The organism is Pannonibacter sp. Q-1, from assembly GCF_054073275.1.
Genome location: NZ_JBSXNB010000009.1, coordinates 42,984 through 56,446 on the forward strand (window position 1 = coordinate 42,984; position 13,463 = coordinate 56,446).

At 64.7% G+C, this 13,463-nt stretch carries 10 protein-coding genes; 1 reads left to right on the forward strand and 9 read right to left on the reverse strand.

The features are described from left to right. Positions 1-49: 49 nt before the first annotated feature. The 4 genes from ptsP to ACVNHC_RS21335 are packed head-to-tail and all read right to left on the reverse strand — an operon-like array spanning position 50 to position 4,253. Positions 50-2,041: a phosphoenolpyruvate--protein phosphotransferase gene (gene ptsP / locus ACVNHC_RS21320; protein WP_457169346.1), complete on the reverse strand. Its 1,992-nt coding sequence runs from the start codon at positions 2,039-2,041 to the stop codon at positions 50-52. Positions 2,042-2,075: 34 nt separating this feature from the next. Beyond that, positions 2,076-2,363: a PTS sugar transporter subunit IIB gene (locus tag ACVNHC_RS21325; RefSeq protein ID WP_050473617.1), complete on the reverse strand. Its 288-nt coding sequence runs from the start codon at positions 2,361-2,363 to the stop codon at positions 2,076-2,078. A 16-nt stretch (positions 2,364-2,379) separates the two neighbouring features. Continuing rightward, a complete protein-coding gene (locus tag ACVNHC_RS21330; protein WP_058898377.1) occupies positions 2,380-2,847 on the reverse strand; it encodes a PTS sugar transporter subunit IIA in 468 nt (155 codons plus the stop codon). After that, on the reverse strand, positions 2,844-4,253 hold the full coding sequence (locus tag ACVNHC_RS21335; protein ID WP_058898378.1) for a PTS galactitol transporter subunit IIC: 1,410 nt from the start codon (positions 4,251-4,253) through the stop codon (positions 2,844-2,846). Before ACVNHC_RS21335 ends, ACVNHC_RS21330 begins: the two co-directional genes overlap by 4 nt. A gap of 297 nt (positions 4,254-4,550) precedes the next feature. On the opposite strand from ACVNHC_RS21335, the gene ACVNHC_RS21340 reads away from it, so the two are divergent. Further along, complete coding sequence (locus ACVNHC_RS21340) at positions 4,551-5,528, forward strand: sugar-binding transcriptional regulator (protein WP_123193200.1); 978 nt, start codon at positions 4,551-4,553, stop codon at positions 5,526-5,528. Positions 5,529-5,620: 92 nt separating this feature from the next. On the opposite strand, the gene gyrB is transcribed toward ACVNHC_RS21340, so the two are convergent. The 5 genes from gyrB to ACVNHC_RS21365 all read right to left on the reverse strand — a co-directional run bounded on the left by gyrB (position 5,621) and on the right by ACVNHC_RS21365 (position 13,078). Beyond that, a complete protein-coding gene (gene gyrB, locus ACVNHC_RS21345) occupies positions 5,621-8,074 on the reverse strand; it encodes a DNA topoisomerase (ATP-hydrolyzing) subunit B (RefSeq protein ID WP_457169349.1) in 2,454 nt (817 codons plus the stop codon). 175 nt (positions 8,075-8,249) lie between these two features. Next, complete coding sequence (recF, locus tag ACVNHC_RS21350; protein ID WP_457169351.1) at positions 8,250-9,362, reverse strand: DNA replication/repair protein RecF; 1,113 nt, start codon at positions 9,360-9,362, stop codon at positions 8,250-8,252. A 302-nt stretch (positions 9,363-9,664) separates the two neighbouring features. Then, complete coding sequence (gene dnaN, locus ACVNHC_RS21355) at positions 9,665-10,783, reverse strand: DNA polymerase III subunit beta (protein ID WP_050473623.1); 1,119 nt, start codon at positions 10,781-10,783, stop codon at positions 9,665-9,667. Positions 10,784-10,994: 211 nt separating this feature from the next. Next, on the reverse strand, positions 10,995-12,482 hold the full coding sequence (gene dnaA, locus ACVNHC_RS21360) for a chromosomal replication initiator protein DnaA (RefSeq protein ID WP_050473624.1): 1,488 nt from the start codon (positions 12,480-12,482) through the stop codon (positions 10,995-10,997). 167 nt (positions 12,483-12,649) lie between these two features. Further along, on the reverse strand, positions 12,650-13,078 hold the full coding sequence (locus ACVNHC_RS21365; RefSeq protein WP_050473625.1) for a rhodanese-like domain-containing protein: 429 nt from the start codon (positions 13,076-13,078) through the stop codon (positions 12,650-12,652). Between the last annotated feature and the right edge of the window lie 385 nt (positions 13,079-13,463).

The following is a 13,463-nucleotide window of genomic DNA, read 5'->3' on the forward strand; positions in this document are numbered from 1 at the left end:
CAAGAAAAATGCCCCGGAAGCGGTCTTCCGGGGCAGGTGGCGTCTGACCTCAGGGGATCTGAGGCGGGGAGGAGAGGGTGGCAGCGCCGATGGCCTGCTTGATGCGGGGGATGGAGGCTGGCGCCATGCTGAGCTCGCGCACGCCCGCATCAAGGAAGGTTTGAAGCAGGCCCGCATCGGACGCAGCCTCGCCGCAGATGCCGCACCAGATACCATGCGCCTGTGCCGCTTCCGCGACCATGCGGATGGCGCGCAGAACAGCCGGATGGTCCGTCTGGCAGAGGCTGGCGACGGACGGGTTCATCCGGTCGGCGGCCATGACATATTGGGTGAGGTCATTGGTGCCGATGGAGAAGAAGGCCGTCACCGCCGCAAGATCATCGGCGATGAGCGCGGCGGCCGGCGTTTCCACCATGGTGCCGAGATCAAAGCTGCCGAAAGCCCTGCCCTCTGCCGTCAGCTCGGCTTCGCACGCGGTTATGAGGCCGCGGGTGCTGGCGATTTCCGCCGGATCGCTGACCATGGGCAGCATCACCTTGAGATCGCCGTAAGGGGCCGCGCGTAAGAGCGCCCGCAGCTGCACCTTGAACAGACCAGGATTGGCGAGACACAGCCGGACGCCGCGCAGGCCGAGGAAGGGATTTTCCTCCTGCGGCACCGAAATGCCGCGCACCGGCTTGTCGCCGCCGATGTCGAGGGTGCGAATCACCACCGGATGGCCGGGGAAAGCCTCCAGCACGGTCCGGTAGGTGGAAAACTGCTCTTCCTCATCCGGCAGGGCGGTGCGCCCCAGGAACAGAAATTCGGTGCGCATCAGGCCGACGCCCATGGCGCCGTGCTCCTTTGCCAGCTCAATGTCCTTCACCGAGCCGATGTTGGCGGCGACAATGACCGGTGTGCCATCGCGCGTGACCGGCGCCACATCCCGCAGCGCGGAGAGCCGCTCCGCCTCGGCGCGGGCCTGCGCGCAGCGTGCCGTGAACTCCTCCGCGACATCAGATGACGGGTCCGGGTAGACCAGCCCCGATGTGCCATCCAGCGCGACCGACCCCGCTGCGGCTAGCTTGCCTTGCGGATCAGCCACACCGAAGACGGCAGGAATGCCGAAGGCCTTCGCCAGAATGGCGGCATGACTGGTGGCCGAGCCGTTGCGGCAGATGAGGCCGCCGGTGCGGCGCAGATCTGCCGCGCCGATTTCCAGCGCGGTCAGATCCCCGGCCACAATGACCGCCCCTTCCGGGCAATCGGCGAGAGACACCGGCTTCAGGCCGTTGACGGCAAGTGCCAGCAGCCGGGCCACCGCATCCATGTCTTCGGCGCGGGCGCGGGCGTAAGGGTCCGGCAGGGCAGCGAGGGCGGCTGCCGTCTCGCGTCCGGCGGTCAGAATGGCGGTGATGGCCGGTTGTCCGTCAGCCACACGGGCGGCAATGGCTGCGGCCCAGTCTGCGTCTTCGGCAAGACTGGCAATGGCGGTCAGAATGTCTCGGGCTTGAGGCGATGCCGCGCGGGCGGCGTCATCATGGATCTGCAGCAGCAGCCGGACGCGGGCGCCCTCAACTTTCTCCAGCTCTGCGCTGCGGGCTTCCGGCGGGGTGGGGCCGGCCGGAGCCTGCAGCGCGGGCTGGATGAAATGGAACACCGGACCGATGGCAGGTCCGCCACCCGTACCGATGCCTTTGAGGGCGCCAGCGGGCCCTGCGCCAGCGGCAGGAGCGCATTCCTCAGCAGGCACCGGGACTGCTTCGCTGGCTATGGATGCGAGCGCTTCCGCCGGTTCATGTGCCGTTCCGCCTGACAGAAAGCCGGAGACGGCGGACAGGGCCTCGGCGGCGTCCGGGCCGCTGGTGCGCAGCTCCACCTCGTCGCCTTCCTTGACGCCAAGCAGCAACAGCTTCAGCGAGGAGCGGGCCGGAGCGGTTTGCGCCCCGGCGCCGATCACGATCTCCGCCTCGAAGCCCTTGGCGAGGCGGACGAGTTCGGCAGCCGGGCGGGCATGCAAGCCCCCCTCGACGCCAACGCGCAGGCGCTTCATCGTCTCCATCGGTCCTGTTCCGTCTTCTGGTCTTTGCGTCCGCTCAGCCTGCGAGGATTTTGGCGATCTTCTCGATTTCCGCATCCCGGCCAATGCCAGTAAGGAAGGCGAGCGTGACGATCGCGGGCTTGGGCAGGTTGGGCGGCAGCGGCGTGGTGGAGACGACGAGATCGGCCTGATCGATCAGGCTGGGCACCTCGGTTGCCTTGCACTGGCGGGTCTCGATGCGGATGCCGCGGGCGGCCATGGCCTCTTCCAGGCTGTTGGCCACCACGGTGGATGTGGCAACGGCGGTGCCGCATGCCACGAGAACGGTCTTGGTCTGCGCCATCAGTTTCCTCCTGTTGTTATTCTGCGCTGAGGAGAGCCATCGCCTCCTGCGGGCCGGATGCGTCCATCAGCTTGCGGATGCGCTCCCCATCCTGCAGCAGTCTGCCGATGGATTGAAGCATGCCGATCTGTTCATCCTTGCTCTTCAGCGCCAGCGCGAAAACCACCCGCACGGCCAGCTGATTGTCCGGATCATCCATGCTGGCAAAGGCAACAGGTTCCGCCAGCGTGGCGATGGCAATGCCGGAGCGGATGACATGCTGCGGATCGGTGTGGGGCACCGCCACCGCCAGCCCGTCTTCCATCGGCAGGCCGGTGGGCATCACCTTTTCCCGGTCGATGACCGCCTGCACATAGGTGTCTGCGACAAGGCCCTTGGCCCTGAGGTGACCGGCCAGAAGGCCGATCACCGAGGTTGCGTCCTGTGCCTGCGCCTTGAGGAAGATACCGTCCTCAGCCACGCAGTCTGCAAGGGATTGCGTCATGCATTCGCTCCGTTGGCAGCATCGTCTTCGCCGCCTGCCAGCTTCTCGAGCGTGGCGCGCTTGGTGACAAGGGCGAGCAGGGCCGCGGCAGAACAGATGGCAAGGATCACCAGTCCGAGGATGCCGAACACCTGGACCAGTTCCAGCGTTGCCCAGACAAGCCAGACAAAGCCGTCACCGATGGCCGTGATCTGCGAGGCGCCTTCCGGCATGGCAAAGCCGGAGGATACCGCAGCCTTGGTGAAGAGCGGGGCCAGTGCGCCAGCCATGTAGAAGCCGAGGCCCAGCGTAACCGTGCCGATGATCACCATGCGCAGCACGTTGCCCCGCACGATGGGTGCGGCCAGCGCCACGACGAAGGGGATCACCGCCAGATCGGCGAAGAGGATGACCCGGTTGCCCGGCAGCACCACCGACAGGAAGATGGCAATCGGCACCAGCAGCAGCGAACTGGAAATCGCCGCCGGATGGCCGATCAGAATGGCCGAGTCGAGGCCGATGTTGATCTGGCGGCTGCCGGCGCGCTTCTGAACGAAGTCGCGGGCGGCTTCCGAGACCGGGATCAGGCCTTCCATCAGGATCTTTACCATGCGCGGCAGCAGCAGCATCACGGCGGCAAGGTTGATACCGGTCTTCAGCACCTTGGTGATCATGCCGGCAACATCATCCGGGTTCCAGAAACCGATGGTGCCCAGCACCACGCCGATGACGAGACCCAGAACCACCGGCTCACCCAGCACGCCAAGGCGCTCCTGGATGTGATCAGTGCTGAGATCGATGTCACGCAGGCCCGGGATACGGTCGATGACCCAGTTCACCGCCACGGCGATGGGCAGGATCTGGACAGACAGAAGATGCGGCACCGAAACACCCGGCAGGCCATAGAAGCGCTGCACGGCCTTGGCGCTCCAGTCGGCGAAGATCAGGCAGATCACGGCAATGATGGCGGCAGCGGCAAGGCCCATGCCGAGCGAATTGGTGGCCGCGACCACCAGCGAGCCGACGAAGGCAAAGTGCCAGAAGTTCCACACATCCACGTTCAGCGTGCGGGTGAGGCCCGCGAGCAGCATCACGACATTGACGGCAATGCCGATAGGGATGATCCAGAGGCCGACCTGCGAGCCGAAGGCAATGGCGGCCGAAGACGGCCAGCCCACATCGACGATGTCGCGGGTGACGCCGGTGTTCGTGGCAATGGCCTGCGCCACCTCGCTGAGGTTGGTCCACATCAGGCCGATGACGAGATTGATGCCGATGAAGGCGACGCCGATGGTGACACCGGCGCGGAACGCCTTGCCCGGGCGGGCGCCCAGAACCACGGCAATGATGAAGATGATGATCGGCAGCAGAACCGTCGCGCCCAATCCGTCGACGACAGTCTTCAACCCTGACAACAGGCTATCCATGATTTCCTCCTCCCGAAGTTCTGGCCAGACATCCGGGCCTGCCCGGGACGGAGAGGCCTCGATGCCGCTTGCGCTCTCCCTCCAGGGCGCCTGCCGCACTCTCCGCCAGCCTGATGCACAGATCGCAATCCGGCAAAGGATCGGTCAAATGTGCATCTTATGCACTTTTGTCTAAACCCGGAGGTGGATATGTGTCAAGTGTGCTTCGGTTGAACATTTGTTCAGGTTGCCGTGGCGCGCGCTCTGCATCATCTAGATGAAACGGGATATGTTCCGGGAAGGCTCGAGGGAGGAAACATGGCAAGACCCAAGTCCGGTGATGACGATCTGGGCGTGCTCGCCGCATGGCTCTATTACGTCCATGGACTGGGGCAGGAACAGGTGGCCCGGCGGCTCAACCTGTCGCGCACCAAGGTCACCCGGCTGCTGGCACAGGCCCGCGACACGGGGCTGGTGAAGATCTCCGTCGAGCATGAAATGGCCGAAACCCTCGCGCTCAGCGACTGGATCAGCCAGCGCTACGGGGTGGAGGAATGCGTGCTGACGCCGCCGCTCGAAGCCCAGTCCTCGGAGCCGGAGCTGGCCGAGCGGCTGGGGCGCGAGTCGGTCGGCATTGCCGCCAGCAACTATCTGTCCCGCATTCTGTTGAGCACGCCGGACATGATCCTGGGCGTTGCCGGCGGGCGGACCATTGCCCGCATGGCCGATGCCATGCGCCAGCTTTCCAAAAGCGACTGCCTCGTTGTGGCGATGATCGGCGCCTCATCCATTGATGACGGGGTGAGTTCCTATTCGGTGGCCCTGCAACTGGCCGCCACCATCGGCTGCCCGGCCCGCACCCTGCCCCTGCCCAGCCACGTCGGCAGCCCGCAAACGCGCCAGACACTGGAGCAGGACCCGGTGCTGCGGGCGATGCTGGACAAGGGAGAGACGGCGGCGCTCAATCTGCTGAGCTGCGGCGGCGTGCAGCCGGGCGGCACCTTCTTCCGGCTGGCGGGCATCGGCGCTTCAGAGGTGGAAGAGGCCATCCGGGCCGGGGCAGTGAGCGAAATCGGCGGCTTTTTGCTGGCCGCTGATGGCAGTCTGGTGGACTGCGCCCTCAACGAGCGCCGCGTCGGCATCTCCTTCGAGGCGCTGAAACGCGGCACCAATGTCATCATCGCTTCCGGCGCCCGCAAGACCGAGCCCCTGAAGGCGGTGATGAAGGCAGGTCTTGCCCGCACCATCATCATTGATCAGGAAATCGCCCAGGCCTTGGCCCGCAAGGGGGCGTGAACAGGGCGTGAATTGGGCCTGAGACATCCGCGCTGGCATGAAGCCTGCCCCTGCGGGAGGGGATCCGGCGGGTCAACCCGCCGGATCCGGCATCACACGTCCAGATTGGCAACGCTGAGAGCGTTGTCCTGGATGAACTCGCGGCGCGGTTCCACCTCGTCGCCCATCAGCTTGGTGAAGATGTCGTCGGCCGCATCGGCTTCCTTGACCTTCACCTGCAGCAGCGAGCGGACGTTCGGGTCCAGCGTCGTCTCCCACAGCTGCTCCGGGTTCATCTCGCCAAGGCCCTTGTAGCGCTGCAGGCTGAGGCCCTTGCGGCCGAGGGCGAAGATGGTGGACAGCAGCGCCTGCGGCCCGCGGATCGCCGTCTCGGTTTCCTTGCGGCGCAGAACGGCGGCCTTGCCGTAGATCTCGTTGAGATGGGCCGAATGAGCATCAAGGCGGCGGGCATCGGCCGAGGCCAGAAGCGCCGGATCGATGGTGGCCACCTCATCCACACCGCGCACGGTGCGGCGGAAGACGAGCGCGCCATCGTCACGCACCTCGGCCGTCCAGCCCCGCTCGAATTCATCGGCGAGAATGTCGAGACGGCGGGCGATATAGGCAGCCGCCTGCTCGCCCTTTTCCCGGTCATTGAGCGTGTCCGGATTGAGCGCACCGGCAATCGCCGCCTGTTCCACCACCGCACGGTCATAGCGCGAGTGCAGGCCGTCGAGAATGCCGCTGATGGCGCGCGCCTGCTCCACCACCTGCCGCAGGTCCGCGCCTATGCGCACTTCGCCATTGGCGAGCGCCAGGGACGTGTCTTCAAGGCCGGTGCCGATCAGATAGTTCTCAAGCGCCGTCTGGTCCTTGAGATACTGCTCCGACTGGCCGCGCTTCACCTTGTAGAGCGGCGGCTGGGCAATATAGATGTAGCCGCGCTCGATCAGCTCCGGCATCTGCCGGAAGAAGAAGGTCAGCAGCAGGGTGCGGATGTGGGCGCCGTCCACGTCGGCGTCCGTCATGATGATGATCTTGTGGTAGCGCAGCTTCTCGACGTTGAACTCTTCCTTGCCGATGCCGGTGCCGAGCGCGGTGATCAGCGTGCCGATTTCGTTGGAAGAGAGCATCTTGTCGAAGCGCGCACGCTCCACGTTGAGGATCTTGCCGCGCAGCGGAAGCACGGCCTGGTTCTCGCGGTGGCGGCCCTGCTTGGCCGAGCCGCCTGCCGAGTCACCCTCGACGAGGAAGAGTTCGGCCTTGGAGGCATCGCGCTCCTGACAGTCGGCGAGCTTGCCGGGCAGGGAGGCGATATCGAGCGCGCCCTTGCGCCGGGTCAGCTCGCGCGCCTTGCGCGCCGCTTCACGGGCGGAAGCGGCTTCCACCACCTTGGACACCAGCGACTTCGCCTTGGCCGGGTTTTCCTCCAGCCATTCGGCCAGCGCCTGGTTGATGATGTTCTCCACCACCGGGCGCACTTCGGAGGACACCAGCTTGTCCTTCGTCTGGGACGAGAACTTCGGGTCCGGCACCTTGACGGAGAGAACGCAGGTCAGGCCCTCGCGGCAGTCATCGCCGGTCAGCGACACCTTTTCCTTCTTCAGAAGGCCGGAGCTTTCCGCGTAACCGGTGACCTGACGGGTCAGCGCCCCGCGGAAACCGGCCAGATGGGTGCCGCCATCGCGCTGGGGGATGTTGTTGGTGAAGCACAGCACCTGCTCGTGATAGCTGTCGTTCCACCACATGGCGACTTCGACCGTGATGCCGTCACGCTCGGCCGTCATGTAGATCGGCGCGTCCAGCAGCGGGTGCTTGGCCCGGTCGAGATAGCGCACGAAGGCTTCCAGACCGCCTTCATAGAACAGCTCGACCACGCGCGGCTCGACGCCGCGCTTGTCGGTCAGCAGAATGCGCACGCCGGAATTCAGGAATGCCAGCTCGCGCAGGCGGTGCTCCAGCGTGTCGAAATCGAACTCGGTCTTGGTGAAGGTCTCGGTCGAGGGCAGGAAGGTGACTTCCGTGCCCTTGCGGCCATTGGCAGGTCCCGTCACCTTCAGCGGGGCTTCGGCATCGCCATGGCGGAAGCGCATGTAATGCTCGTTGCCGGCGCGCCAGATGCGCAGGTCCAGCCAGGTGGACAGGGCATTCACCACGGACACGCCCACGCCGTGCAGGCCGCCGGAAACCTTGTAGGAATTCTGGTCGAACTTTCCGCCCGCGTGCAGCTGGGTCATGATGACTTCAGCCGCAGAGACGCCTTCCTGCGGGTGCAGGTCGGTGGGAATGCCGCGGCCGTTGTCCGTCACTGTGACGGAGCCATCGGCGTTCAGGGTCACGGTCACATGGTCGGCATGGCCGGCCAGTGCCTCATCGATGGCGTTGTCGACAACCTCATAAACCATGTGGTGCAGGCCGGAGCCGTCGTCGGTGTCACCGATGTACATGCCCGGGCGCTTGCGCACAGCGTCGAGGCCCTTCAGCACCTTGATGCTGTCAGCGCCATATTCCTGTGCTGCAGAGCTTTCCGCAGACGGGGTGTTCTCGGGAATCGAAGTATCGCTCATCCGAATCAGTCACCATTCGGTCCAGGGGATCAATGTACCCTTATACGGCACTGGCCGGAGGGTTCAACCAACCCGGCCAAATGGCCGGGCATGAGGGGTTTCACCAGTGGAAAAACCATAGGAAACCGGCCTTTTAAGGGCGGATGTTGCGCTGCGGCAGCAAGCCTTCCGCCGCTCAGCCGCCCAGAAGATGGATCTCGCCGCTGTCCGGCAGGGCATCGAACAGGGCCTTGTCCGTGCCCGTCATGAAAACCTGGGCTTCCAGTGCGGTCAGACGGGCGAAGAGCGCTTCCCGCCGGCCCGGATCCAGATGCGCCGCCACCTCGTCCAGAAGCAGGATGGGCGTCATGCCCGAGACAGCCGCCGTCAGGTCCGCGTGGGCGAGCACCAGCCCGATCAGCAGCGCCTTCTGCTCTCCGGTGGAGGCGAGTGCTGCCGGCATCACCTTGGCCGCATGGGTGACGAGAAGATCGCTGCGGTGCGGGCCGGTGAGGGTGCGCCCTGCCGCCCGGTCGCGCGCCCGGCCCTCGCGCAAGCGGCGGCGCAGCAGGTCTTCCTGATCACTGGCGGCAAGGCCGGTGGCCTCGCTCTCGAATTCGCCGTCCAGCACGAGCAGGGCACGGGGGAAGGGCAGGCCCAACTGGTCCAGCGCCTCGATCCGCCCCTGCAGCAGGCTGACGGTCTCGCGCCGGGCGAGCGCCAGCGCGACACCAAGCTCCGCCACCTGTGCCTCGATCGCCTCCAGCCAGGCCGGGGAACCGCCGTCTTCCAGCAGCTTGTTGCGATGGCGCAGGGCCTTGTCGAAGTCATTCACCCGGCGGCCATGCGCCGGATCAATCGACAACGTCAACCGGTCGAGAAAGCGGCGCCGGTCGCCGGCAGGGCCGGTGAAGAGGCCGTCCATGGCCGGAACCAGCCAGAGCACGCGCAGATAGTCGAGCAGCGCTTCTGAGGAGCGCGCCTCCGTGCCATCGATCCGCACCCGGCGGCCGCTGTCGCCCGCCCCATATCCGGTGCCGAGCCGTGTTTCGCCCAGAGGGCCGGTGATCAGCGCATTGACAGCAAACCCGCCTTCGCCGCCGCGCCGGGCAATATCCGGCAGGCTGGCGCGGCGCAGGCCGCGGCCCGCGGTCAGGAGGGAGATGGCTTCGAGAATGTTGGTCTTGCCGATGCCGTTGTTTCCGGCCAGCGCCACGAGCTTCCGCTCCGGCGACAGGGCGAAATGCGCATAGTTGCGGAAATCCGTCAGCGTGAGGCGCTCAATCGCCACCTGGCTGATGCCGGTCATGGTGCCCCGTCATGGCATGGGGGTGTAGCAGGACGGAGAGGCATTGGGGCTGCAGTATCCGGAAGGCCTGGCCGGCACGCCTGAAATACCGCCGCAGCCCCCCTCTCCCCCCTTGAGGGGGAGATGTCTGCGCCAGCAGACAGAGGGGGGTGGCAGCGCTTCAACAAGGCTTAGCCTTCTGAAAAACCTGACAGGCCGTTACCCCCCTCTGCCCCCTGCCGGGGGCATCTCCCCCTCAAGGGGGGAGAGGAGTTGGTGCCTGACAGTACTGTTTGAACCAAGTATCCCGCTTAAGGGACCCCTCACACCCGCATCGGCATCAGCACGAAGAGGCTGTCGCCGGTGGCGTTGTCCTGAACGAGGGTGGGAGAGCCGGAATCGGCCAGGCGGAACAAGGCGGTATCGCCCGTCAGCTGGGCGGCGATGTCCAGCAGGTAGCGGGAGTTGAAGCCGATTTCCATCGGCTCGGCATCATATTCGACGGCCAGTTCTTCCGTTGCACTGCCCGAGTCCGGGTTGTTCACGGCGAGCACAAGACGGCCTTCCGACATGGACAGCTTCACGGCCCGGCCGCGCTCGGAGGAAATGGTCGACACGCGGTCCACCGCTTCCTTGAACTCGTCCCGGTCGACGCGCATTTCCTTGTCATTGTGCTGCGGAATGACGCGGCCATAATCCGGGAAGGTTCCGTCGATCAGCTTGGACGTCAGAACCACCGGCCCGTTGGTGATGCGGATCTTGGTGTCGGAGATCTCCACCGTCACCTCGGCCTCGCGGTCTTCCAGAAGCTTCTGGACTTCGCCCACCGTCTTGCGCGGCACGATGATGCCCGGCATGCCGGCAGCGCCCTGCGGCGCGGGCACTTCGGCCTGGGCAAGGCGGTGGCCGTCGGTGGCAACCGCCCGCACCATCTGGCCCTGCTCCCCGGCAACCGTGTGCAGGTAAATGCCGTTCAGATAGTAGCGCGTCTCCTCGGTGGAGATGGCGAACTGGGTGGTGTCGATCAGCTTGCGGATCGCACCGCCTGCCAGCGTGAACTGGTGGGTGAAGGTGCCGGCCGTCAGATCCGGGAAATCCGTCTCGGGCAGCATCTGCAGCGCAAAGCGCGAGCGCCCGGCCCTCAGTTCCAGCGTGGCGTTGTCGCTGGAGGTTTCCAGCACGACCTGCGAGCCCTCGGGCAGCTTGCGCACGATGTCATAGATCATGTGCGCGGGCACGGTCGTCGCGCCGGGCCGCTCGATCATCGCAGGCACCGTCTCCACGACCTCAAGGTCAAGGTCCGTCGCCTTGAGCTTGAGCGAGCCCTGATCGGCGCGCAGCAGCACGTTCGACAGGATCGGGATCGTGTTGCGGCGCTCGACAACCCGGTGCACGTGGGTCAGGGACTTGAGCAGGTCGGTCCGTTCGAGGGTCGCTTTCATGCGCGTCTTCCGTGTACTCGTGACGGTCAGACCGGACGGCCTGACGCAGGAAACCGTAAGCTCCGGCAGGGCAGGAGCGGGGCATCGAACCTGCCCTTTATGGCCACAAAATGCAAGAGGGCGCCCGGTTGGACGCCCTCAAAACATCAATCTTCGCAAGGACGGCAGCAGTTTCCCCCGCTATCCCAAGTCTTCACGCAAGCCTTTGGGCTCACGCGTCCAGCATGCGCTTCAGCAGCTCCAGCTCCTGCGCCAGGCTCACATCGGCGCGGGCCATTTCCTCGATCTTGCGCACGGCATGCAGAACCGTGGTGTGATCGCGGTTGCCGAAGCGGCGGCCGATTTCCGGCAGCGAGCGCGGCGTCATCACCTTGGCCAGATACATGGCGATCTGGCGCGGACGCACGATGGTGCGGGTGCGGCGGGCCGACAGCAGGTCGGCCTTGGTCACATTATAGTGCTTGGAGACGATCCGCTGGATGTCCTCGATCTTCACCCGGCGCGGTTCGCTGGAGCGGATGAGGTCCCGCAGGGTCATCTCGGCCATTTCCTGCGTCACCGGCTGGTTGGTGAGCTGGTTATGGGCAACAAGCCGGTTCAGCGCGCCTTCCAGGTCACGGCCGGAGGACACCACGTGGCGGGCCACATAATCCAGAACCGTGTCGGGAACGGAGAAAGCCGGGTAGGACTTCTTCAGATTGGCCACGCGGGCCGACAGGATGTTGCGGCGCAGGGAAAAGTCCGGCTCGTTGATGCCGACAACCAGGCCACCGGACAGGCGCGAGCGCACCCGGTCATCCAGCGTGTCCAGTTCGGACGGGGCGCGGTCTGCAGCCACGATGACCTGACGGGCGCCGTCGATGAGGGCGTTCAGCGTGTGGCAGAATTCCTGCTGCACCTGCTTGCCATGCAGGAACTGCATGTCGTCGATGAGCAAAAGGTCGATGCTGCGCAGGGTTTCCTTGAAGGACAGGGCCGACTGGGCCTTCAGCGCCGCCACGAAACGGTACATGAAATGCTCGGCGGTCAGATAGAGCACCTTGCGGCCGGAAGCACGCGCCTTGGCGGCAACGGCCTGCATCAGATGGGTCTTGCCGAGGCCGACCGAGGCGTGAAGATAGAGCGGATTGAAGGTGACGGCGCCGCCGCCGGCGACCTGCTTGGCAGCAGCAAGCGCCAGGCCGTTGGACTCGCCCTCGACAAAGGTCTCGAACGTGTATTTCGGATCGAGCGCTGCACCCTGCAGCACGTCGCGGCTGCCCATGTCGGCTTCGGCACGGGCAAGAGCGGCGGTCGCGGCCTGCGCAGCGGCAACCGCATTGGTCGGCTCGCTCAGCGAAATCGGGCGCGCCTCGGCGGCAGCCGGAGCCACCGGGCGGGCGGGCGCGGACAGGCTGCTGCTGCTGGCCATCGGCATCTCGACCTGACGGGGGCGCATGGCGCCGCGCACGGTCAGTTCGATGCGATGCACGTTTTCGCATTCACGCTTCCAAAGGCCCATCAGCCGGTCGCGGTAATGAGACTGGATCCACTGCTTCAGAAAGCGGGTGGGTACGGACAGACGCACGGTGCCATCTGCATTTTCTTCCAGGTCAACGCGTGCAAACCAGCTGGAGAAGACGTCATCGCCCAGCTCGGCCCGCAGGCTTTTTTTGACGCGGTTCCATTGTTCAGCGCCCATATCTTCCTGAACTTGCATGTCGCCTCGCCTCTCGTTCGTTCCGGAAAGCAGTCCGCCACAGCCGCTTTCCCGTTTCATACGGTCGGGACGCCCGGAGGGCTGTCCCGTGTTTCAAGAACGGCAGAACCTGCCGGGACCAGGGGAGGTGGTCCCGTTGGGTCTGCCTGAGTGTCTAAAGAAGGATCCTAGCTCTGGATCCAGGGAAGGCCGCAGGCCTTCCATCCGCCGGCACTGCCCCGGTGACCGGTCCCGTCAAGCGGGCCCTCGAAACCATCGGCAATGTTGAAGCACGACCCGTATCCTGCCTGCGTCATCGCAATGGCTGCATTCAGGCTCCGGGCGCCGGAGCGGCACAGAAAATAGATCTGAACCGTTTTGTCCAGTCCTTTCCGCTCCAGTTCGGCCGAAAGTGTGGCAACGAAGTCCGGAACGGGTGAACCGGCCGGAAAACCCTGCCATTCGGTAAAGACGACCTCCTTACCAAGGGCACGGAGATCAGGTACGCCGACGAAATTCCATTCGGCCCGGGTACGCACATCAACCAGCACAGTATTGGGGCTGGCAGTCAGCGCCTCATAAGCCGCCTTAACGTCGACGTCGCCCGCATAAGGCATAGAATTCGACAAATGACCCCCTTCGCAATATCGAGTATTGCGCACCATCGATACCAAAATCTGAGGAGAAAATTGGGCTTAGAAGAGCTCGAACTTCGTTGGACCCGTAAAAATAACATTGGTACGCAAGGAAACTGTTCCTGAACTCTGCCAGTTATGTCTCTTTGCCTGCCTTGCCATTTTTCTGGTCCACGTTTTGCTGTGTTTTTTATTTAAATTTCGAGCTTGCCCCGATGGATTGAACATACACAGGCAGCCGGAACGCGGCAACAGTTGCCTATTAACAAAATGGCCGCAGGCGGCTTTTCCGGGCGGTCAGATTAACGCCTTCGTGAACGGCTTTCGGGCCAAATCCGTTCTGACTCAAGGCCTTTTCTTGATGTGC